The sequence below is a fragment of the Curtobacterium sp. NPDC098951 genome (assembly GCF_044759965.1).
Taxonomy (GTDB): domain Bacteria; phylum Actinomycetota; class Actinomycetes; order Actinomycetales; family Microbacteriaceae; genus Curtobacterium.
In genome coordinates this window covers 410,872-433,341 of sequence record NZ_JBIWAG010000002.1, presented here as the reverse complement: position 1 = coordinate 433,341, position 22,470 = coordinate 410,872, and the positions used below count along the sequence as shown (strand labels likewise).

Annotated in this window: 15 protein-coding genes and 1 tRNA gene; 13 read left to right on the top strand and 3 right to left on the bottom strand. The window is 72.4% G+C overall.

Annotated elements, in window-relative coordinates:
- Positions 1-16: 16 nt before the first annotated feature.
- From ACIQUC_RS06695 to mfd, 5 genes are all read left to right on the top strand, one after another.
- Positions 17-946, top strand: coding sequence for a hypothetical protein (locus ACIQUC_RS06695; protein WP_402264693.1), 930 nt, complete (start codon positions 17-19; stop codon positions 944-946).
- 409 nt (positions 947-1,355) lie between these two features.
- Entirely contained in the window at positions 1,356-2,804 is a 1,449-nt protein-coding gene (locus tag ACIQUC_RS06690) for an RbtT/DalT/CsbX family MFS transporter (protein WP_402264690.1), read from the top strand.
- 279 nt (positions 2,805-3,083) lie between these two features.
- Positions 3,084-3,704: a 50S ribosomal protein L25/general stress protein Ctc gene (locus tag ACIQUC_RS06685; protein ID WP_402264687.1), complete on the top strand. Its 621-nt coding sequence runs from the start codon at positions 3,084-3,086 to the stop codon at positions 3,702-3,704.
- A gap of 30 nt (positions 3,705-3,734) precedes the next feature.
- Positions 3,735-4,319, top strand: coding sequence for an aminoacyl-tRNA hydrolase (gene pth / locus ACIQUC_RS06680; protein WP_402264684.1), 585 nt, complete (start codon positions 3,735-3,737; stop codon positions 4,317-4,319).
- Positions 4,320-4,419: 100 nt separating this feature from the next.
- Positions 4,420-8,034, top strand: a complete 3,615-nt coding sequence (gene mfd, locus ACIQUC_RS06675) for a transcription-repair coupling factor (protein WP_402264682.1) — start codon at positions 4,420-4,422, stop codon at positions 8,032-8,034.
- A 271-nt stretch (positions 8,035-8,305) separates the two neighbouring features.
- Here the strand turns inward: mfd and nhaA are convergent, their stop codons facing one another.
- The gene (gene nhaA, locus ACIQUC_RS06670) at positions 8,306-9,484 is read right to left on the bottom strand and encodes a Na+/H+ antiporter NhaA (protein ID WP_402264680.1); all 1,179 of its coding nucleotides are present in this window, start codon (positions 9,482-9,484) and stop codon (positions 8,306-8,308) included.
- A 121-nt stretch (positions 9,485-9,605) separates the two neighbouring features.
- Between nhaA and ACIQUC_RS06665 the strand changes: the two genes are divergently transcribed.
- The 8 genes from ACIQUC_RS06665 (at position 9,606) to ACIQUC_RS06630 (ending at position 17,966) form a co-directional block, all read left to right on the top strand.
- On the top strand, positions 9,606-10,364 hold the full coding sequence (locus tag ACIQUC_RS06665) for a MazG family protein (RefSeq protein WP_402264677.1): 759 nt from the start codon (positions 9,606-9,608) through the stop codon (positions 10,362-10,364).
- Positions 10,365-10,601: 237 nt separating this feature from the next.
- Positions 10,602-11,846: a histidine--tRNA ligase gene (gene hisS / locus ACIQUC_RS06660; protein ID WP_402264674.1), complete on the top strand. Its 1,245-nt coding sequence runs from the start codon at positions 10,602-10,604 to the stop codon at positions 11,844-11,846.
- 98 nt (positions 11,847-11,944) lie between these two features.
- Positions 11,945-13,228 (top strand): phosphopyruvate hydratase, encoded by a 1,284-nt coding sequence (gene eno / locus ACIQUC_RS06655; protein WP_022906199.1) that lies wholly within the window; start codon positions 11,945-11,947, stop codon positions 13,226-13,228.
- Between the two features lie 341 nt (positions 13,229-13,569).
- On the top strand, positions 13,570-14,103 hold the full coding sequence (locus ACIQUC_RS06650) for a septum formation initiator family protein (protein ID WP_031261700.1): 534 nt from the start codon (positions 13,570-13,572) through the stop codon (positions 14,101-14,103).
- A 35-nt stretch (positions 14,104-14,138) separates the two neighbouring features.
- Positions 14,139-14,687: a DUF501 domain-containing protein gene (locus ACIQUC_RS06645; protein WP_022906197.1), complete on the top strand. Its 549-nt coding sequence runs from the start codon at positions 14,139-14,141 to the stop codon at positions 14,685-14,687.
- A gap of 39 nt (positions 14,688-14,726) precedes the next feature.
- Positions 14,727-16,214: an NAD(P)/FAD-dependent oxidoreductase gene (locus ACIQUC_RS06640; protein WP_022906196.1), complete on the top strand. Its 1,488-nt coding sequence runs from the start codon at positions 14,727-14,729 to the stop codon at positions 16,212-16,214.
- A 74-nt stretch (positions 16,215-16,288) separates the two neighbouring features.
- Positions 16,289-16,362, top strand: a tRNA-Leu gene (locus ACIQUC_RS06635).
- Positions 16,363-16,634: 272 nt separating this feature from the next.
- Entirely contained in the window at positions 16,635-17,966 is a 1,332-nt protein-coding gene (locus tag ACIQUC_RS06630; protein WP_402264669.1) for a threonine/serine exporter family protein, read from the top strand.
- A 145-nt stretch (positions 17,967-18,111) separates the two neighbouring features.
- On the opposite strand, the gene ACIQUC_RS06625 is transcribed toward ACIQUC_RS06630, so the two are convergent.
- Together ACIQUC_RS06625 and ACIQUC_RS06620 are read right to left on the bottom strand one after the other, a co-directional pair.
- Complete coding sequence (locus ACIQUC_RS06625) at positions 18,112-19,785, bottom strand: class I adenylate-forming enzyme family protein (protein ID WP_402264666.1); 1,674 nt, start codon at positions 19,783-19,785, stop codon at positions 18,112-18,114.
- A 124-nt stretch (positions 19,786-19,909) separates the two neighbouring features.
- On the bottom strand, positions 19,910-22,279 hold the full coding sequence (locus ACIQUC_RS06620; protein ID WP_402264663.1) for a hypothetical protein: 2,370 nt from the start codon (positions 22,277-22,279) through the stop codon (positions 19,910-19,912).
- Between the last annotated feature and the right edge of the window lie 191 nt (positions 22,280-22,470).

Here is a 22,470-nt window from a genome sequence, read left to right as displayed (position 1 = left end):
AGGCAAGCTGTGCCGCATGGGGTTCGCGGACGTGGCGAGGGAACTGCTCCTCGTCGCGCCCGCGGACTTCGCCGCCGAGCGCACGGTTCGTCAGCGCTCGGTCCGCAAGGACGACCGTGCCCTCGCCACGGCGATCGGCAGACTCCGGAAGCCGGCACCCGCCGCGTGGGTCATCGACCTGCTGGCGCACGAGGGCGCCCTCGACGACGCGGTCGACCTCGGGCCCGCGATCCGCAAGGCCCAGGCGGACGCCGACCCGGCCGTGATCCGGCAGCTCCGACGTCAGCGGGCGAGTGTGGTCGACGCGCTCGCGCAGGCCGGTGCCGACCTCGCCTCGGACGCCGGCCACCCGGTGACCCGGGCCGTGCTCGACCAGGTGCGGGCGACCATCGAGGCGGCGATGGCGGATCCGCACGCCGGTGCCGCCGTGCGCTCCGGGCTCCTCGTCCGCGCGCTCGAGAGCGCCGGGTTCGACGAGGTGGACCTCGACGGGGCGCTCGCCGATCCCGATGCGGTCCCGGACGCCTGGTCCGGGAGCGACGCACCACCCATCTCCATCACCAGCGCGAGGGGTGCCCGGAAGGGGAATCGTGCCTCCCGACCGACGGCGACGGCCTCGCGCGACGTACCGCACCCGAACGCCGCCCCCGAGCCCGAGCGCGACCCCGAACCGGAGCGCTACCTGGCGGCCGAGCGGAAGGCGGCACGCGAGGCGGAGACCGCGGCCCGCTCGGAGTCGCGCGACGCCGACGCCGCGCTCGACGCAGCAGCGGGCGACCTCGAACGCGCAGAGGAACATCGCTCGGAGCTGCGACGTGCCCTCGACCGGGCTGACGCCGAGGTCGCCCGGCTCGAAGCGGCGCGCGACGAGGCGGAGGCGGCGAGCGACCGGGCGCGGGACGTCCTCCACGCCGCCCAGGAGCACCGGCGCGGCCTCGGCCACTGAGCGGCCCGGCGCCACCTGCACGTTCCTTCCCATGGCGCGTGACGTGGAATGCAGGATCGGGCGTACCTGGTCGAAAGAATCGACCGGGTACGCCCGGAACGACCGCGTACGCCGCGATACCCCGCGTGCGGCCTGCCGGGCCACATCGTTACCCAACAGTTGTCGTTCTTGACGGGATGCGTTGGAGCGGTCTAATCTCGGGCACCATGCTTCGGGCCGGCGATGGTCCGCCGGGCACGACCCCCGCAGCAGCACCGGGCGGCCCGGGTACAGGACTCGCATCATCGCCGACGCACCACCCGCCCGCAGCCCCTGCGCGGACGGTCGGTGCGCGGCGCGCGGCGCACCCCGGAGACATGCCGCGATGCCGGGTCGAGCACTCCGGGGCGCCATCCAGGAGAGACGACGCATGTCGGAACCCCGCACCAACCGAACCAGCACCCTGACCCCGCCGAGCGGCACCCACGTCCCCGCCGACGGAACCGCCGCCGGAGCCGCGGCCGGAACCGCCGCCGGAGCCGCGGCCGAACCCGCGACCCGAACCGCGACCGGACCCGCCGCCCCACCGCCACCGTCCACGGCACGCGAGGGGCTCCTCGCCCGCCTCGGCATCCCACACGCCCTGCGCTGGGGCTTCCTCGGCGTCCTCGTCTTCATGACGGGCGACGGCATCGAGTCGAACTTCATCGCACCGCACATCGCCGGCGTCCTCGGCAGCGGCGGCACCGACAGTGCCGCGATGATCATCGGCATCTACGGCGTCGCCGTCCTGGTGGCCTCGTACTTCGCCGGTGTGCTCTCCGACCTCTGGGGTCCCCGCCGGGTGATGACCATCGGCGCCGTCCTCTGGGTGGTGTTCCAGGTCGCGTTCCTCGCGGCGCTGCCCACGGCGTCGGTCGGGCTCATCGCGCTGACGTACTTCCTGCGCGGCCTCGGCTTCCCGCTCTTCGCGTTCTCGTTCCTGTGCTGGATCAACCACACCGTCGCCCGCGAGCGGAACGCCACCGCCGTCGGCTGGTTCTACGTGGTCTTCACCGGCGGGCTGCCGACGCTCGGCTCGCTCATCGCGATCGGCAGCATCCCGGCGTTCGGCGGCGGATCGCTCGGCGAGACGTGGTCGATGGCCCTGTCGCTCGTGTTCGTCGTCGTCGGGTGGGCGATCGTCCGCTTCGGCGTGCACGAGTCCACCGGGCTCGGCCGGATCGCACCGCGCTCGCACTCCGCCGCCCGGGTGATCGCCTCCGGCATCGAGGTCTGCATCAAGCGGCCGAAGGTCCTGCTGGCGGTGCTCATCCGGCTCGTGAACACCGCGCCGGAGTTCGGCATGTTCGTGATCATGCCCGCGATCATCGGCACCGAGCTCGGCTGGGGGCAGTCGAAGTGGCTCACGATGACGGTGATCGTCTACGCCGGCAACATCCTGTTCAACGCGTTCTTCGGCGCCCTCGGTGACCGCATCGGGTGGATCCGCACGGTCAAGTGGTTCGGCATCGGTGCCTCCGCGATCGGGCTGCTCGCCTGGTGGTACGTGCCGCACCTCGTGCCGGCCGGCTCCGAGTGGGGCTTCTGGCTCGCGACCGCGGCCGGCACCGTGTTCGGCATCATGCTCGCCGGGTTCACCCCGATGGGCGCGATCGTCCCCGCCTTCGCCGGCGAGGAGCGTCGCGGCGCGGCCATGGCGATGTACGCCACCGCGGCCGGCGGTGCGACCTTCCTCGGGAACGCCGTCGTCAGCGCGGTGCTGCCGTGGGGCGGCCCCGGCGGCGTCGTCTGGACGTTCGTCGCGCTCTACGCCCTCGCATTCGTGGTGCTCTCCCTCCTCAAGGTGCCGGAGGGTGCCGAGGCGGCCGGTCACTGACGGTACCCCCTGCAGGACGGGAGGCGCGGTGCGGGCCCGCACCGCGCCTCCCGTCCTCCTGTACCGACGTCCAGGACGCGGTGCGACACGCCCGGATCGGTCCTGCTAGACTCGGTGACTGACTTCGGCGAGGGCCGCGTACGCGCGGCCGTGATCGACGCGGTGGGAGACCCGGCCCAGCTTGGGAGCGTTCCTCACGCGTGCACGCGTTCGAGTCGCAACACCACAGACCCCCACGATGCCGGCACCCCGGTGTCGTCCCCGAGACCAGGAGACACCATGGCCGACTACACCAAGCTCGCAGCGGAAGTCCGCACCAAGTTCGGCAAGGGCGCTGCCCGCAAGCTCCGCGCCGCCGACAAGATCCCGGCCGTCGTCTACGGCCACGGCACCGAGCCGAAGCACATCACGCTGCCCGGTCACGAGACCATGCTGCTCGTCCGCACGGCGAACGCGGTCGTCGACCTCGACATCGAGGGTGCGGCCCAGCTCGCCCTCGTCAAGGACGTCCAGCGTGACCCGGTGCGCCAGATCATCGAGCACATCGACCTCGTGGTCCTCCGCCGCGGCGAGAAGGTCACGGTCGACGTGCCCGTCGTCGTCGAGGGCGAGTCCTTCTCCGGCACCATCCACGTGCAGGACCTCAACACGGTCTCGCTGCTCGTGCTCGCCACCTCCATCCCCGAGCACGTCGTGGTCGACGTCGAGGGCCTCGAGGACGGCGCGCAGATCCACGCCTCCGAGCTGCAGCTCCCCGAGGGTGCCGAGCTCGAGACCGACGGCGAGGCGCTGGTCGTCGCGATCGTCACCCCGCGTGGCACCGCCGACGACGACGCCGCCGACGAGGCGGGCGCCGAGGCCGGTGCCGAGGGCGGCTCCGCCCCGGTCGACGGCGAGTAACACCCCTTCGCGGACATCTGGCCGACGCTGATGACAGGCAGGACGCTCGTCGTGGTCGGGCTCGGGAACCCCGGGCCCGGCTACGCGGGCAACCGTCACAACGTCGGCCAGATGGTCCTCGACGAACTCGCCGCCCGCATGGGAGCGACGTTCAAGAAGCACAAGACGCCGAACCAGGTCGCCGAGGGGCGCCTGGTCCCGGGCGGACCCCGCCTGGTGCTGGCGAAGCCGGGGTCGTTCATGAACACCTCGGGTGGCCCGGTCTCGAGCGTGCTCGGGTTCTACAGCGCCACCCCGGCCGACCTCGTCGTCGTGCACGACGAGCTGGACCTGCCGTTCGACACCGTCCGCCTCAAGGGCAGCGGCGGGCACGGCGGGCACAACGGCCTGCGCGACATCATCAAGGCCACGGGGACCAACGAGTTCACCCGCGTGCGGATCGGCATCGGCCGTCCCCCGGGGCGCCAGGACCCGGCCGACTACGTGCTGCGCGACTTCTCGCCGACCGAGAAGAAGACGCTGCCGAACCTGCTGGCCGACGGTGCGGACGCGGTCGAGGCGATCGCCGACCTCGGGCTCCTCGCCGCGCAGCAGCGCGTGCACGCCCCGTCCTGACCGGCGCCGCGCGCCTCCGGGCGTCCGCCGCTCGCCGTCCGCTGTTCGCCGTTCGCGCAGAACGCGGGCGCTGTCGGTCGTGGCCGGTACCATCTCCTGAGTGACGATCTCGGGCATCATCCCTGCGCTCTCGCGCGCCTCCGCGTTCGATCGCGTCCTCCGCGCCGCGCCCCGCGACGCCGACTTCTCGGTCGTCGACGGCCTGCGCGTGCCCCTGCTCGGCGCCCTGCTGGCCGAACGCAACGGGCCGCATTGCCTGTTCGTGATCACGGCCACCGGGCGCGAGGCGGAAGCCGTCCGCTCGTCGGTCGGCAGCTACCTGCCCGATGCCGAGGTCCTCGAGTTCCCCGCGTGGGAGACCCTGCCGCACGAACGGCTCAGCCCGAGCGCGCAGACCGTCGGCACGCGCATCGCGACCCTCCGCAAGCTCGCCGCCTGGCAGGACGCCCCCGCGGCCCAGCGCCGCACGACGGTGGTGGTGGCGAGCGTCCGCGCGGCGCTGCAGCCCATCGCCGGCAACCTCACCTCACTCGCCCCGATCGTCCTCGCGACCGACTCCCGCGGCAACGACCTCGGCACGATCGCCGGGCAGCTGGTGGACATGGCCTACGCCCGGGTCGACCTCGTCACCCGGCGCGGGGAGTTCGCCGTGCGCGGTGGCATCCTCGACGTCTTCCCACCGACCGCCGACCACCCCGTCCGCGTCGACTTCTTCGGCGACGAGATCGAGGCGATCAAGGCGTTCTCCGTCGCCGACCAGCGCACGACGGACGACGACCTCGGCCGCGTCGAGCTCACGGCCTCCCGCGAACTGCTGCTGAGCGACGACGTCCGGCAGCGGGCGCGCGAGATGCTCCACGAGTTCCCGAACCTGTCCCAGATGCTCGCGAAGATCGCCGAGGGCATCCCGGTCGAGGGCATGGAGTCCCTCGCCCCGGCCCTCGTGCAGGACCTCGTGCCCGTCACCGACTACCTGCCGGCCGACGCGGTCGTCGCGGTCCTCTCGCCCGAGCGGGTGAGCGGTCGGGCGCACAGCCTCGCCGAGACGAACACCGAGTTCCTGCAGGCCGCGTGGAGCGCCGCGGTCGCCGGTGCCCAGGCGCCGATCGACCTCGACGCCGGCAACTTCCTCACCGTGCAGCAGCTCAAGAACGGGCGGGGGCAGCGCACCTGGTGGACGGTGTCGCCGTTCGACTCCGGGCTCGACGAGGGCGACTCCGACCGGGTGCTCACCGACGCCGAGGCCGCAGCCGAGGCGGGGGAGTACATCCGCGTCCGGGCCGAGGCGGTGCCGAGCTTCGCCGGCAGCGCGGACGGTGCGATCGCCCACGTGAAGCAGCTCACCGACGACGGGTGGGCCGTCGTGGTGACCGCCCAGGGCCAGGGACTGGTCGAACGGGCGGCGCAGGTGCTCGCCGACGCCGGTGTCGCAGCCCGAGCCGAGGCCGTCACCGCGCCTCCCGAGCCGGGGGTCGCCCTGGTGACCACCGCCGCCGTCGAGGCGGGCTTCGCCGTGCCGGACCCGCGCATCGTCGTGATCAGCGAGGCCGAGTTCTACGGTCGCAGCGTCCAGCAGGGCGCCCGCACCGTGAAGAAGCTCGCGAGCCGGCGCAAGAACGTCGTCGACCCGCTGCAGCTCAAGCCGGGCGACGTCGTCGTGCACGCCACGCACGGCATCGGCAAGTTCGTCGAGCTCGTCTCGCGCGAGGTCTCGAGCGGCGGCCGCAACGCGGTCAAGACGCAGCGCGAGTACCTCGTGCTCGAGTACGCGCCGTCGAAGCGCGGGTTCCCGGGCGACAAGCTCTTCGTGCCCACCGACCAGCTCGACCAGCTGTCGCGGTACGTCGGCGGCGAGTCCCCGACGCTGTCGAAGATGGGCGGCTCCGACTGGGCCTCGGCGAAGAGCAAGGCGCGCAAGGCGGTCCGCGACATCGCCGTCGACCTCGTCAAGCTCTACTCGGCGCGCATGGCGTCGAAGGGGCACGCGTTCGGCCCGGACACCCCGTGGCAGCGCGAGCTGGAAGAGGCGTTCCCGTTCGCCGAGACCGCCGACCAGCTCACCACCATCGACGAGATCAAGCGCGACATGGAGAGCCCGATCCCGATGGACCGGCTGCTGTCCGGCGACGTCGGCTACGGCAAGACCGAGGTCGCGATCCGCGCAGCGTTCAAGGCGGTCCAGGACGGCAAGCAGGTCGCCGTGCTCGTCCCGACGACGTTGCTCGTCCGCCAGCACATGGAGACCTTCCAGGAGCGCTTCGCCGGCTTCCCGGTGCACCTGCGCGCCCTCAGCCGGTTCCAGACCGAGAAGGAGTCGAAGGAGACCATCGCCGGGCTCGCCGACGGCACCGTCGACATCGTCATCGGAACCCACCGGATCCTGTCGCAGGGGATCGCGTTCAAGGACGTCGGGCTCGTGATCATCGACGAGGAACAGCGGTTCGGCGTCGAGCACAAGGACCAGCTGAAGAAGCTCAAGACGAACGTCGACGTGCTCGCGATGTCCGCGACGCCGATCCCGCGGTCGCTCGAGATGGCCGTGACCGGCATCCGCGAGATGTCCACCCTCGCCACGCCGCCCGAGGACCGACACCCGATCCTCACCTTCGTCGGACCGCAGTCCGACCTGCAGGTCGCCGCCGCGATCCGTCGCGAGCTCCTGCGCGAGGGGCAGGTGTTCTACGTGCACAACCGGGTGAAGGACATCCAGTCCGTCGCCGCGCACCTCGCCGAGATCGTGCCGGACGCCCGCATCGCCGTCGCGCACGGGCAGATGTCCGAGTCGACGCTCGAGCAGGTGATGGTCGACTTCTGGGAGCGCCGCTTCGACGTCCTCGTCTCGACCACCATCATCGAGACCGGCCTCGACATCGCGAACGCGAACACCCTCATCATCGACAAGGCCGACAAGTACGGACTGTCGCAGCTGCACCAGCTCCGCGGTCGCGTCGGCCGTGGTCGCGAGCGCGGCTACGCGTACTTCCTCTACGACGCCGACAAGCCCCTGTCCGAGACCGCACAGGACCGCCTCGAGACGATCGCGGCGAACAACGAGCTCGGTGCGGGCATGCAGGTCGCCATGAAGGACCTCGAGCTCCGCGGCGCGGGCAACCTGCTCGGTGGCGAGCAGTCCGGGCACATCGCGGGCGTCGGGTTCGACCTGTACCTGCGCATGATCGGCGAGGCCGTCTCGCAGTTCCGCGGGGACGTCGCCGAGGGCCAGACCGAACTCCGCCTCGAGATCCCCGTCGACGCACACATCCCGGACGACTACGTCGAGTCCGAGCGGCTCCGGCTCGAGGCGTACCAGAAGCTCTCAGCCGCCTCGGCTCCCGCGGCGCAGGCCGAGGGCATCGACATGGTCCTCGACGAGCTGACCGACCGGTACGGGCAGCCGCCGCAGGCCGTGCTCACCCTCGTCGAGGTCTCGCGCCTCCGCCGGATGGCGCAGCAGGTCGGGCTGTCCGACGTCGTCGTCATGGGCTCCAACCTGCGGGTCGCGGGCAAGGAGCTCGCGGACTCGGCGCAGGTGCGGCTCAAGCGGATGTTCCCGGGCGCTCGGTGGTTCCCGCAGCAGGACGCGGCGAGCATCCCGCTGCCGAAGCCGCACGGCGAGACCCTGCCGGACGACGCGCTCATCCAGTGGGTCGAGAGCATCCTGACCGCCGTGTACGGGGCGTCGAAGGCGCCGGCGGAGTCGACGCCGGCCGCGTAGCGCGCCCTGGTGGCGCGTCCGCTCGGACGGGAGGCGCGGTGCCGGCTGGCACCGCGCCTCCCGTCCGGCGGCGGTCGCGTCGCGCGCTCGCTTGCGTGCGTGCGGGCGTGCGGTGTGGACTCAATGCGACATCGTCGATGTCGTACGACAGCAACAACGTCGCCTGAGCGCGCGTGCAACGGTGCGCGCGTGCAACGTAGGACATCGTGGTCGTCGTACGACGGCGACAATGTCGTTCCGAGACGGCGCCCCGCGGGCTCGCGGCGCCCCGCTACTCGGTCGCCTCGGCCTCGGAGAGTTCCCTGCGCGCCCGGTACCGCCGCGCGCGCAGGCTGACCACCACGGCGGACGCCACGATCGCGATGCCCGAGCCGACCAGCACGGCGAGCACGCCCTCGTCGAGGATCTCCTCGTTCCGGGCGAACGCGAGCTCGTTCATGAGCAGCGAGACCGTGAACCCGATCCCGCCGAGCACCCCCACCGTGACGATCGACCAGAACGACAGGGTCGAGCGGCCCGGCGCGCGGAAGATCCGGGTCGCGACGGCACCGAACAGCGTGATGCCGATGACCTTGCCGACCGGCAGCGCGAGGACGACGGCCCAGAACGTGGGGGAGAGCTGGCCGATGCCGACGGCCGGCACCACCACCGCGGCCGAGGCGAAGGCGAACACCGGCAGGACGATCGCGTTCGACCACGGCTCGACGTTCTCGTGCAGGGTGTGGCCGGGTCGGCGGGGCAGGACGAGTCCGAGCGCCACGCCCGCGATCGTCGCGTGCACGCCGGAGTGGTAGACGAGCCACCACGTCACGACGCCGAGCACGACCATGCCCGCGATGACCCAGGCCTGACCGGGACGCCCGGGGCGCAGGGCCTTGCCGAGCAGCCAGAAGAGTGCGAGCACGGCGACGGCCCCGGCGAGGGCGAGGAAGTTCGTGTCGTGGGCGAACACCACCGCGATGATGATGATCGCGATGAGGTCGTCGAGCACCGCCAGCGCCAGCAGGAACACCCGGAGCGTCGAGGGCAGGCCGCGTCCGAACATCGCGAGGACGCCGAGCGCGAAGGCGATGTCCGTCGCGGTCGGGATCGGCCAGCCGTGACCGTACGGGGTCCCGGCGGTGACCGCGAGGTAGACGCCCGCAGGGACGAGGACGCCGCCGACGGCCGCGATGGCGGGGATGACCGCCGTCTTCGGGTTGGACAGTTCGCCGGCGACCAGCTCGTGCTTGAGCTCGATCGCGACGAGCAGGAAGAACACCGCGAGCAGGCCGTCGCTGATCCAGTGCGACACGGACAGGTCGAGTCCGACGGCTCCCCACGGGGCGTGCACGTGCAGGAGGTGCTCGAGCCCGGGGCCGAGCGGCGAGTTCGCCACGACGAGGCCGAGGACGGCCGCGGTGAGCAACGCGATGGCGCTGAACCTGGGGGAGCGGAAGAGTGCGGGCATGGAGCTCCGTCGGAGAGGGGTCGGGTGATGGTCCGTCGACCAGACTTCCCGACACGCCACGTACAGCATACCGGGTGGGCCCCGGCGGCGTCCACGGTGCGGTGCGTGGCACGATGACCGCATGACCGCCGTCTCGGACCTCGTCGCCGTCGTCGACCGCCTGCTCGACCCGGACGGAGGCTGCGTCTGGAACCGCGCGCAGACCCATGCGTCGCTGGCGCGTTACGCGGTCGAGGAGTCGTACGAGCTCGTCGACGCGATCGACTCCGGCGACGAGGTCGAACTCCGCGAGGAGCTCGGCGACGTGCTCTACCAGGTGGTGCTGCACGCCGGGCTCGCCGAGTCGTTCGACCTCGAGGACGTGGCCGCCGGGGCCCGCGACAAGATGGTGCGCCGACACCCGCACGTGTTCGGCGACGAGCGGGCGGACACCGTCGAGGACGTCGTGCGGGTCTGGCGCGCGGCCAAGGCGGCCGAGAAGTCCTCGCGGCGGAGCGTGTTCGACGGGGTCCCGCGGGCGATGCCCCCGATGGAACGGGCGGTCAAGCTGCTGGAACGCCTGGAGGAACGGGGAGACGCCGACACGGTCGTCGCGTCCGTCGTCGCCTCCGCTGGGACGGGCGCGAGCGGGAGCGCGGGCACGGAAGCGGGCGCGGGTGCGGAAGCAGGCGCGGGCACGGAAGCGGGTGCGGAAGCGGGCGCGGGCACGGAAGTGGGCGTGAACGCAGACTCGGGCACGGGCGTCGACCTGGTGGACCCGCGGTGGGGGACCGACGTGCTGACGATGATCGCCGACGCTCGGGAGGCCGGGATCGACCCGATCGCGAGTCTGCGGGCAGCGGTCGTGGAGTTGGAGTCGGTGGGACGCGTCGGGGAGTGAGCGGGTGCCCTCCCAACCCGAAAAAAGGAGGGCACCCGCCAGCGGGCGGACGGCACCGCCAGGGAAGAGGTGCCGAGGGACCAGCCCGCTCGAACCGCGGGGCACACTGCAGCACGTTGCCCTCGCGAACGATCCGACAGGTGGATCAGGCACCTGCCGAACCGAGGTTCTGGATGAAGAATATCAGCAGGTCGGCGGGTGTGCAAGTCGGCGGGGTCGATCTGCCAGAATCGACGCATGGCTCCGACCGTGACGGCTCCCCGTGGCATGCGTGACTTCCTCCCGGCAGACAAGGCCCGGCGCGAGCACGTCCTCGGGGTCATCCGGGGTGTCTACGCGCACCACGGCTTCGACGAGATCGAGACGCCGGTGGTCGAGGACGCCGCACGGCTGCACTCGGGCCTCGGCGGCGACAACGAGAAGCTCGCGTTCGCCGTCATGAAGCGCGGGCTCTCCACCGAGGACCTCCAGGCCGCCGGATCACCGCTCGACCTCGCCGACCTCGGCCTGCGGTTCGACCTCACCGTGCCCCTCGCCCGCTTCTACGCGACGCACCGCGCCGAGCTGCCGTCCGTGTTCCGGTCGGTGCAGATCGCTCCGGTCTGGCGCGCGGAGCGGCCGCAGAAGGGGCGCTACCGGCAGTTCGTGCAGTGCGACATCGACATCCTCGGCGAGCCGGGGCAGCTGGCCGAGATCGAGCTCATCCGGGCGACGACGGCGGCCCTTGACGCGCTCGGCGTCGAGGACACCACCATCCGGATCAACGACCGACGGATCCTCCTGGCGCTCCTCGCCTCGTGGGGTGTCACCGACTCGGCCGTTGCCGACCGCGCGCTCATCACGATCGACAAGCTCGACAAGATCGGGCCGGACGGCGTGGCGGCGGAACTCCGCGAGACCGTCGGCGTCGACCTGCCCGGGCTCGAGGACACCATCCGCACGCTCGAGACCGCCGACTGGGACGCGGTCGACGGCGCACCGTGGCTGGACGCCGAGGCGTTCGGTGACCTGCAGCAGCTCCGTTCCGCGCTCCCCGGCGTCGACCTGCGCTTCGACCCGACGCTCGTGCGTGGCATGGGCTACTACACCGGCACGATCTTCGAGGTCGCGCACCCCGACTTCGGCTACAGCCTCGGCGGCGGCGGTCGCTACGACGGCATGATCGGCCGGTTCCTCGGGCAGGACGTCCCGGCGGTCGGGTTCTCGCTCGGCTTCGAGCGGCTCGTCGACCTCGTGACCCTCCCCGAGTCGGCCGAGTCCGACTCGGTCGTGCTGGTGTACGACAAGGACGTCGACCCGGTGCGGCTCGCGGCGCTCAAGGCCGAGGCGCTCGCGGGGCACCGTCGTGTCCGGCTCGAACGACGCACGAAGAACATGAAGAACCTGCTCGCCGGTCTCGTCGCGCAGGGGTTCGACGCCTTCGCCACCGTGGGGGTGGACACGCACACGCTCGAGGGTGTGGAGTTCCGTCCCCTGGCGTGAGTTCTCCACCGTCGCCCGTCATGCACGCCTCGTGTTCACCTGCGCCTCGCTAGGATCGACTCCGCAATCACCACAACCGAACGTGTAGGGAGTACCCCGTGGCCCAGATCGATGCCGTAGGCGCACGCGAAGTCCTCGATTCCCGAGGCAACCCGACGGTCGAGGTCGAGGTCCTCCTCGACGACGGCGTCGTCTCGCGCGCGCTCGTCCCGTCCGGTGCCTCCACCGGCGCGTTCGAGGCGTACGAGCTCCGCGACGGAGACGCTTCCCGCTACGGCGGCAAGGGCGTCCTCAAGGCGGTCGACGCAGTCCTCGACGAGATCGGTCCGGCGCTCGAGGGCTTCGACGCCACCGACCAGCGCCTCGTCGACGCCGCGCTCATCGAGCTCGACGGCACCGAGAACAAGTCGCGCCTCGGTGCGAACGCGATCCTCGGCGCCTCGCTCGCGGTGGCACGTGCCGCTGCCGACTCGGCCGACCTGCCGCTGTTCCGCTACCTCGGCGGCCCGAACGCGCACACGCTGCCGGTCCCGCTCATGAACGTCGTCAACGGTGGCGCCCACGCCGACACCAACGTCGACATCCAGGAGTTCTTCCTCGTGCCCTACGGCGCCGAGTCGTTCTCCGAGGCGCTCCGCTGGGGCGTCGAGACCTACCACGCACTCAAGGGCGAACTGAAGAAGCAGGGCCTCGCGACCGGCCTCGGCGACGAGGGCGGCTTCGCGCCGGAGCTCGCGTCCAACCGCGCGGCGCTCGACTTCCTGCTCGCCGCGATCGAGAAGGCCGGCTTCACCCCGGGCAAGGACATCGCGCTGGGCCTCGACGTCGCCTCGACCGAGTTCTTCCACGACGGCAAGTACGCGTTCGAGGGCAAGCAGCTCTCGGGCGAGGAGTTCACCGCGTACTTCGCCGACCTCGTCCGCGACTACCCGCTCGCGACGATCGAGGACCCGCTGGCCGAGGACGACTGGGCCGGCTGGAGCCACCTGACCGCCGAGCTCGGCGACAAGGTGCAGATCGTCGGCGACGACCTGTTCGTCACGAACCCGAAGCGTCTGCAGCGGGGCATCGACGAGAAGGCCGCCAACTCGATCCTCGTCAAGGTGAACCAGATCGGTACCCTTACCGAGACGCTCGACGCCGTGTCCCTCGCGCACCGTCACGGGCTCACCTCGATCCTCTCGCACCGTTCGGGCGAGACCGAGGACACGACGATCGCGGACATCGCGGTCGCGGTCGACGGCGGCCAGATCAAGACCGGCGCCCCGGCTCGTTCGGACCGCGTCGCGAAGTACAACCAGCTGCTCCGCATCGAGGAAGAGCTCGGCGACGCGGCGGTCTACGCCGGCCGCTCGGCGTTCCCGCGTTCGGCCGCGCTGTAACCAGCGTTCCGACGAGACGCCGTCCTCCCCTCGGGGAGGGCGGCGTCTCGTCGTCCGGGCGCCGAGGTCGCACGACGTGCCGGGCGCTGACCGCCGAGGTCGCACGACCTGCCGCCTCTGCCGGACGTGGGCGGCCGATCGTGCGACCTCGGCCGGACGCGGGCGGCCGATCGTGCGACGTCGACGGCTCGCCCGGGGCGAGTACGCGGTGGACGCGACCGGGCGCCGGGCGTACGCGGCGGGGCGGGGCCGAGCCGCGCCTCCTGGCCCGCGGGCTGGGAGGGCACCGAACGGCCGCGTGCCGACCGCGCCCCACGCCGCCGGCGGGTTATCGTCGGAGCGTGCCCAGCCAGAAGCCCCGTGTCCGCCGCGTACCCGTGGCGCTGCCCGAGGGCGGCGCGTCCGAGCAGCCGTGGTACCGCTCGATCCGGTTCTCCGGGTTCAGCCTGCTCATGCTCGCGATCATCGTGCTCTTCGTCGTCGTGCTCGCGCCGTCGCTGCGGACACTGATCCAGCAGCAGGAGCAGATCGCCCAGCAGCAGCGCGAGGTCGCGAGCCAGAAGGCCGACGTCACCCAGAAGAAGAAGGACGTCGCGCGCTGGGACGACCCCGCCTACATCGAGGCGCAGGCCAGGGACCGGCTCCTCTACGTGTACCCGGGCGAGGAAAGTTACCTCGTGATGGGCAACCAGGACCAGAAGGACGACGGGCGCCCGACGACCGACTCCGGGACCCCCGTGAGCTCCACCGTGCAGACGCCCAAGGTCGACTGGCTGCAGGCGATGCTGTCGTCGGTGCTCACCTCCGGGCTCACCGACGAGACCACGCAGCAGCTCGTCGCACCGGACGTCTCCGGCACCGGCGACACGAAGTAGGACGACGCGCGGGACTCCGGTAGGCTCACGTTCCCGTGACGACCCCTCCCTTCGACCCGCCCTCCGACCGCGACGTCCAGGTCGTGTCGGCGCAGCTCGGCCGACCGGCTCGTGACGTCATCGGGATCGCGGCACGCTGCGTCTGTGGCAACCCCACGGTCGTCTCCACGAAGCCCCGCCTGTCGAACGGCACCCCGTTCCCGACGTTCTACTACCTGTGCCACCCCGCGGCCACCGCTGCGGTCAGCACCCTCGAGGCGAACCAGGTGATGCCGGAGCTGGCAGCCCTGCTCGAGGACGACACCACCGCGGCCGCGTACCTCGCGGCGCACGAGTCCTACCTGGCCGATCGCGAGTCGATCGAGCACGTCGACGAGATCGACGGCATCAGCGCCGGTGGCATGCCCACCCGCGTGAAGTGCCTGCACGCCCTCGTCGGCCACGCCCTCGCCGCCGGACCCGGCGTCAACCCCATCGGCGACCTCGCGCTCGAGCGCGCGGACTGGTCGCCCTCCCGGTGCGAGTGCCGGGCGTATGATGGCGGTGCAGACGCTGGAGTCGGGGCGGGTGGCGGCGAAGTCTGACTCGACTCCCCGAACCCCCATCCAAGGAGATCATCCCCCGTGCCCAAGATCCTCGTCGTCGGCGGCGGTTACGCCGGTTTCTACACCGCCTGGAAACTCGAGAAGCACCTTCGTCAGGGCGAAGCCGAGGTCGTGATGGTGGACCCGCTGCCGTACATGACCTACCAGCCGTTCCTGCCCGAGGTCGCCGCCGGCTCGATCGAGCCGCGCCACGCGGTCGTCTCGCACCGTCGTCACCTCAAGAAGACGCGCGTCGTCACCGCGAAGGTCACGAACGTCGACCACGCGAACAAGACGGCGACGATCACCCCGGCCGAGGGCGATGCCTGGGAAGAGTCGTACGACCAGATCGTCATGACCGCCGGCGCGGTCTCGCGCACCTTCCCGATCCCGGGTGTCGCCGACGAGGCGATCGGTCTCAAGACCATCGAAGAGGCCGCGGCGATCCGCGACAAGATCCTCACGAACTTCCACAAGGCCGCGACCCTGCCGGCCGGCCCGGAGCGCGACCGTCTGCTGACCGTCGTGGTCGTCGGTGGTGGCTTCGCCGGCATCGAGGTGTTCGCCGAGCTCCGGTCGTTCGCCTCGGACCTGCTCAAGAGCTACCCCGAGCTGTCCTTCGACGACACCCACTTCCACCTCGTCGAGGCGATGGGCCGCATCATGCCCGAGGTCTCGCTCGAGACGTCGCACTGGGTGCTCGAGAACCTCGCGCAGCGCGGTGCCACGGTGCACCTCGAGACCCAGCTGGCCTCGGCGGTCGGCGGTGTCTGCGAGCTCAAGACCAACGACGGTGCGATCGAGAAGATCGAGTCCGACCTCATCATCTGGACCGCCGGCGTCATGGCGAACCCGATGGTCAAGGGCACCGACCTCCCGCTCGAGCAGCGTGGCCGCATCCGCGTGCAGCCCGACCTGCGCGTGGTCGACGACAACGGCGTGATCGCCGACGCGTGGGCCTGTGGTGACGTCGCGGCCGTGCCGGACCTCACCGGTGGTGGCGTGGGTGGCTTCTGCGTGCCGAACGCCCAGCACGCCGTCCGCCAGGCGAAGCAGCTCGCGAAGAACCTCGTCGCGACGATGCGTGGCGAGGCGACGACCGACTACAAGCACGAGAACCTCGGCGCCGTCGCAGGCCTCGGTCTCGGCATCGGTGTGTTCCAGTCCGGCAAGTTCGCGATGAAGGGCTTCCTCGCCTGGGGCGCCCACCGCGGCTACCACGGTCTGGCGATGCCGTCGTGGGAGCGCAAGTGGCGCGTCATCGGCGACTGGGTGGGCGGCTTCTTCCTCGGCCGCGACATCGCGTCGCTCGACGACCGTGAGACCCCGCGCGCGGCGTTCGAGGCGTTCGCGTCGCGCCCGAAGCCCGCGGCCGAGTCCCCGGCGGCTCCGATCGAGGCGTCGAAGCCGACCACCGCTCCGGAAGAGGGCAAGCCCGCCGGTGCGGCCGGCCCCGCGTACGGTGAGCCGGCGAAGGACGTCTCGAACGACGCCGAGCCGGTGAAGGCCGAGGCGGACGCCAAGTAGCGACACGCACGACGACCGAGGCGGTCACCCTGACGGGTGGCCGCCTCGTCTTCGTCGGTAGGCTGTTGCGGCCCGCCCCCGTGGCCCAACCGGTAGAGGCACGCGACTTAAAATCGCCGAGTTGTGGGTTCGAGTCCCACCGGGGGTACGCACCGCGCGGTCGCGCCGCCGCGCCGGTCCGCCGCGCCGGTCCGCCGGTCCGCCGCGCCGGTCCGCCGCGCCGGCGCGCCGGTCCGGCGCGCCGCCGAGACTCGGCCAGGCGGACAGTTTCGCGGCCACGGCACCACGAAACTGTCCGCGGAGCCGAGACTCGGGCTCCCACGGCCGGTCCGCGCGGACCGGGCCGCCGCCGCGCGGGCGCGCGGCCTCCCGCCGCGCGGGCGCGCGGCCGGGCCGCGGCGCCAGCTAGCATCGACACTCGTGGTCGGACTCGGAAGCGCCATCGCCCAGCTGCGCAACACGCTCCGCCGCCCCGAACCGCACGTCGAGGTGATCGACGGCGAAGCGGTCCCGGTCGGCATGCTCCTCGGCACCCTCGGAGCGCTCCTCCTCGACGCCGGCAGCTCGGTCACCGACGTCCGTTCGGCGCTCGAGAAGGCCCGGGACGCCGCCGGCATCGGCCCGGAGCTCGCCGTGGGCGTCCTGCCCGCACTCGTCATCGTCAGCGAGACCGCCACCGGTGCCGCGACGATCGTGAACGCCGAGGGCATCGAGCTCTCCGCGCGGCAGTCGGCCCGCGCCAACCGGGTCGTGCTCGGCCTCGAGAGCGGCTCCATCGCCCTCGCCGAGATCCCGGCACGCGTCCGTGCGATCCGCGCCAGCACGCGTCTGCCGGCACCGGTGCCGTGGATCCTCGGCAACGCCCTGACCTCGGCGGGCCTCGCGGTCGTGTTCCGCTGCCCGTGGTGGGCGGTCCTCGTCGCGCTCGGCGTCGGTGCCCTCGTCGGCGTGATCAGCATCGTGCTGCGGCGCTTCCGCGAGGCGCTCGCGATCGTCCCGTTCCTCGCCGCCTTCGTGTCGACGACCATCGTCGGACTCGTCGCCGCGGGCACCGGGTTCGACCACGTCCCGCTCTTCGCCGTCTGCGCCCCGGTCGCCGTGTTCGTCCCCGGGGCGCTCATCACGAACGCGCTGCTCGAGCTCACCGCGGCGGACATCGTCACCGGGTCGTCGAGGCTCATGCAGGGCATCATCATGCTCGGCTTCATGGCCGCCGGCATCGCCGCGGGCAGCGCGCTGACCGGCCTGCACGTCGACCCGTCGTCCGCGGCGCTCGTCGGCGAGGTCGCCGGTGTCGGCACCGATCGCGGCGGGTGGGAGGCCGTCCCGCCCTACTGGGTGTCCTGGGTGGCGGTGGTGATCCTGGCCGTCGGACTGGGACTGGTGTTCCAGTCCGGGTGGCGACTCACCCTCGTCTCGGTGATCGTCATGACGTCGGCGTACGGCCTGCTCACCGGCATCACCCCGCTGGGCGGCAGCGTCGTCGCGACGGGGGCGACCGCCGCGCTCCTGTTCATCGCGACGCGCGTGCTCGAGCGGATCGTCCCGGCGATCCCGGCCAACGTGTCGTTCTTCCCCGCGTTCCTGCTCCTGGTACCAGGCACGGTCGGTCTGGTCGCGGTGGCGACCTTCGACCCGGTGGCGCTCGCGACGCCCCTGGCGACCTTCGTCAGCCTGTGCGTCGGCACGAAGATCGGCGGACTGCTGCCCGGTCTGTTCCGGCGGAACGCGCCGCACCGCGGCCAGGTCTGACCCGGCGGCTCGAAGAGCGTGGGTCGGGCCGGTGCGTGCCCGCCACCCACCGGCCGGGAGGCGCGGGGCGGGCCCGCACCGCGCCTCCCGGCCGACCCGTGGTGCGTCTGCGCCGGGGGCGACGCGTCGGCGCGGTCCGACCCCGTCAGGGTTCGATGAGGCGGCCGGCGGCCTGGTCCTCGGCAGCGGTCGCCTTGGCGAGGTAGTGCACCTTCTTGCCCGTCGCGTTGTAGGGGAGTTCGGCGACGAAGCGGTAGCGCCGCGGTCGCTTGTAGCGGGCGAGGCCGGGGTGCGACCCGGTCCACTCCTCGAGGGCAGCGGCAGCCGCGACGTCGTCCTCCGGCAGCCGGTCCGGGGCACGGACGACGTACGCCGTGACGACCTCGCCCCACTGCTCGTCGGGGATGCCGACCACGATCGAGTCGGCCACGCCGGGGTGCTCCTGCAGCGCGGCCTCGACCTGCACCGGGTGGACGTTCTCGCCGCCGGAGATGATCATGTCGTCCTTGCGGCCGACGATCGTCACGCGCTCGTGCTCGTCCCACGTGGCGAGGTCGCCCGGGTAGAACCAGCCGTTCGCGAACTTCTCGGCCTCGAGCCCGGGGTTCCGGTACGAGTACCCGGACTTCACGGTGCGGACCGCGAACTCGCCGATCTCCGAGCCGTCCTTCGGCACCGTGTCGCTCGGGTCGGCCAGGCGGTCCTCGTAGACGCGGACCACGGCGACGTCGTCGTCGGTGGACGCGCGACCGGTGGAGCCGGCGCCGTCGGGGAAGTCCTCGGGGCGGAGGAAGGTGTTCCAGAAGGTCTCGGTCGTCCCGTAGCCGTTGAAGATGCGCGGCGACAGGAGCTCCTGGTAGCGGAGCGCGGCGGCACGGTCGAGCGGCGCACCCATCGTCACGATGCCGTGCAGCGAGGACAGGTCGCGGGGCCGCTGCTCCTGCGCGTTGGCGAGCTGCACGAGGTTCGGCGGGGCACCGATGAGGAAGGTCAGCTGCTCGGACTCGACGAGGTCGAGCACGCGGTCGGCGTCGAAGTGCCGGAGGGTGGTGAGCTCGGCCCCGACGTAGAACACCGGGTTCGGGCCGCCGGAGTACAGGCCGCCGCGGTGGAAGAGCGGCGACATGTTCAGCGTCTTGTCGAACGGGCTCAGCGGGAAGTGCATGATCACGTCGTGCGCGCTGAGGACCTCGACGAGGCTCGGGAGCGGGACGGGCTTCGGTCGTCCGGTCGTGCCGCTCGTGTAGAGGCGGGTCGTCTCGTCGTACGTGCTGCGCGGTTCGGTCGCAGCGAGCTCGTCCGCCGTGACGGGGTCACCGGCGAGGAGCGCGGCGAACGCGGTGTCCCCGGCCCGGGTCCCGTCACCGACGACCACGAGGTGCTCCGGCGTGTGGTCGGCGGTGGCGAGGGCGGCCGAGACGTCGGGCGTGCGCACGGCGTCGTACACGAGGACGACGGGCGCGGAGTCCTCGATGATGAAGGCGACCTCGTCCGACGCCAGGCGGAAGTTGGTGGGGGAGAAGACGGCGCCGATGCGGTGTGCCGCGAGGTAGAGGATCGCGAACTCGGGGGAGTTGAAGAGCTCGACCATGACCACCGAGCCACGACCGACCCCGTGGCGCACGAGCCACCCGGCCACGCGGTCGACGTCCGCCCCGAGCTCGGCGTACGTCCACGAGCGGTCGGAGTCGGGGTCGCGGAGCGCCGGTCGCCCGGCGAAGCGGTGGGTGTTGCGCGCGAAGCCGTTGGCGTAGGTGTAGCTGTGCTCGAAGACGTCCCGGAAGCGGGTCGGGTCGTAGTCGGATCGGGTCTCGGTCATCGTCGCTCCCAGCAGCGGTCGTGGTGCTGCTCGCACCGGTCGTGGTGCCGCGCGCACCGGTCGTCAGCGTATCCGGGATGCGAGCCTCTGCGGCAGCCCGAGCGCGACTCGGATTGAGTCATGCTCAGGCGCGCTGGTCGACGCGGGCTGCGCGCTGCCACCAGGCCGCGGCGACGGCTGCCGCGGCACAGCAGGCGGCGACGACGAGCAGGGCGACCGGAGCGACGTGTGTGCCGGCCGGCCCGGAGTAGACGGCCGCGGCCAGCGCCACGGCGACCGCCGAGATCGCCGCGTACCGACCACGGGAGCGGGCGAGCAGGGACGCCCCGGCGGACCCGGCCAGCGGGAGCAGGGTGACCACGACGGCCCCGAGCCCGCCGACGCACAGCGTGATCGCGAACTCCGACACGAAGGACATCCAGAAGCCGGAGCCCGGCGTCACCGAGTGGAGCACCCAGCCGGCCGCCGCGACGACGAGCAGCGCGATCGACCGCCAGGTGGCGCTGCGGGCACCGGCGACGATCGAGGAGCCGAGCCGGAGCGCCTGGGTGTCGAGGTCCGGTCGGCCGACCGGGACGAGGACGGCCCCGACGATGACGGCGGGCGAGAGGTCGAAGGTCCGGGTGATGCCGCACGCCACCAGGGCGGCGAGCACCAGCCACGGGGAGAACCGGAAGCCGATCGTGTCCCGGTCGGTCCCCGCAGCCCACCGCGACGCGAGGACGATCGTCGTCGTCAGGACCGCCGCCCCGAGCAGGACCGCGATCGCCAGGCGGACGTACCGGGCCTCGAGCGAGACGCCGACGCCGAGCAGGGTGGCGAGCCCGACCACGAGCACGGCGACGGTGATCGACGCCCAGGTCGGCAGCGCGTCGTCGCCGCGCCGCCGTTCGGCTCGGGGACGGTTGCGACCGAGGAGCCCGGCGAACGGCGAACGGATCCGGCCGCGGGCGACCCCGCCGACGACGGCGAGCGGGCCGGCGATGAGCACGAGGAAGCCGGCTGCGACGGCCGAGGCGACGATGACGGTGCGCCACGAAAAGGCCGCCTGGATCGTCGGGACGGTCGTGTCGTACTCCGTCGAGGCGGTCCAGTCGCCGGCCGGGCCGGACCAGTCGAGGCCGCGGCCGCCGGTGCTGCCGGCGCCACCCGACCCCGCGCCGCCGCTGCCCGCGCCACCGGACCCCGTGCCGCCGGTGCCCGCGCCACCGTTCCCCGCGCCGCCGGTGCCTCCGCCATCGGTCCCCGCGCCGCCCGTGCCTCCGCCGGAGCCGTCGGACCCACCGGTGCCCGTGCCGGTCCCGGTACCGGCCCCGCCGCCCGGCGCGCTCGGGGTGCCGGACGCGGTGCCGCTGCCCGTCGACCCGTCGCCGGGCGTGCGCGTGGTGCCGGTGAGGACCACCCGCACGGCCGCCGACGTCGGCGAGAAGTTCCCGGCCGCGTCGTGCTGGGCCGCCGTGAGCGCCACCGTGCCGCCGCGGAGGGTCGAGCCGTCCGTGGTGCAGGACCACCGCCCGGACGCACGCACCTCGGTCCGGCACACCGGCGCGTGGTCGGCGTAGACCGTGAGGGCGGCACCGGCCTCGCCCGTGCCGCCGATCGTGACGGGCTGGACCCGCACGCGGTCGCCGGACCCGGGCTCGGTGATCCGCGGGGCCGTCGGCGCGGTCCGGTCGAGCGTCACGGTCACCGGCGCCGAGGCCGCACTGCGGAGGTCCGAGCGGTACCCGTCGGCCGTGCTCGCCGTCTGCGTCGCCGTGACCGTGAGCCGGGCGTCGGCGCCGCCGAGGACGATGGTCCACCGCCCGTCCACGCCGACCGTGGCGGTGCGGTCCGCCGACGACCCGGACACCGAGAGCGTGACCGTCGAGCCGGCGTGGCCCGTCCCGCTCACCGGGCCGTTCGTGGTGCGCGACGAGGTCACCACCGGCGGCACGACGACGTCGGACGCCGGGGTGCGCGCCGAGCCGAGCCCGGGGAAGCTCTCGTCGGAGACCGTGAAGACCTGCTGCGGTCCGCTGCGCACGGTCGCGAGGCACGCCCAGGAGCCGTCGTCGCCGACGGTGGCGGTGCAGCCGGTCCGCCCGGTGGCGGCCGGTCCGGTCACGCGCAGGGTGTGCGCCGGCGTACCCGACCCGCTGAACCGCACGGTCCCGGTCGTGATGTCACCGGGGTCGTCGATCGACGGGCGGACCGGGGGTCGGCTCGGCGAGGTGCCGGGCGGGGCCGGGGTCAGGTGGCCCTGCGGATCCGGCGTCGGTGTCGGGGTCGTCGTCGGCCCCGGGGTCGACAGCGCGAGCGACGAGGTCGTCGGGTCGGTGTCCGGTGTGGCCCGAGGGGTGTCGGTCACGGCGGTGGCGGGCGCGCTGGCGAGCGTCAGCAGGGTGGCGACGAGTGCGGCGGCCCCCGCGAGCGCCAGCGTGATCCGGGTTCGCCGAACGGGGCCGTCGCCCCCGACGGCCCGGTCGTCCACGTTCTCCCCGCGCGCGTTCATCCGAGTCCATCCCACGTGATCGGGACGCTCGGGTCAATACGTCGAACGGATGATGTCCGCCCGCCGAGCGACACGCCGGGCAGCCCGAGCGCGCGGTGTGTGCGACTCGGGAATCGACCGTGAACCGTCGCCGGGCGGGCGGGAGGGGAGCCGGACGGTCGGTACAATCGTCCTCGGCCGTGACGCGGGCC

Bases quoted from the DNA above. Each gene is read 5' to 3' on its own strand.
- ACIQUC_RS06695 (WP_402264693.1), top strand. From the start codon at position 17: ATGGGGTTCGCGGACGTGGCGAGGGAACTGCTCCTCGTCGCGCCCGCG.
- ACIQUC_RS06690 (WP_402264690.1), top strand. From the start codon at position 1,356: ATGTCGGAACCCCGCACCAACCGAACCAGCACCCTGACCCCGCCGAGC.
- ACIQUC_RS06685 (WP_402264687.1), top strand. From the start codon at position 3,084: ATGGCCGACTACACCAAGCTCGCAGCGGAAGTCCGCACCAAGTTCGGC.
- pth (WP_402264684.1), top strand. From the start codon at position 3,735: ATGACAGGCAGGACGCTCGTCGTGGTCGGGCTCGGGAACCCCGGGCCC.
- nhaA (WP_402264680.1), bottom strand. From the start codon at position 9,484: ATGCCCGCACTCTTCCGCTCCCCCAGGTTCAGCGCCATCGCGTTGCTC.
- ACIQUC_RS06665 (WP_402264677.1), top strand. From the start codon at position 9,606: ATGACCGCCGTCTCGGACCTCGTCGCCGTCGTCGACCGCCTGCTCGAC.
- hisS (WP_402264674.1), top strand. From the start codon at position 10,602: ATGGCTCCGACCGTGACGGCTCCCCGTGGCATGCGTGACTTCCTCCCG.
- ACIQUC_RS06625 (WP_402264666.1), bottom strand. From the start codon at position 19,785: ATGACCGAGACCCGATCCGACTACGACCCGACCCGCTTCCGGGACGTC.
- ACIQUC_RS06620 (WP_402264663.1), bottom strand. From the start codon at position 22,279: ATGAACGCGCGCGGGGAGAACGTGGACGACCGGGCCGTCGGGGGCGAC.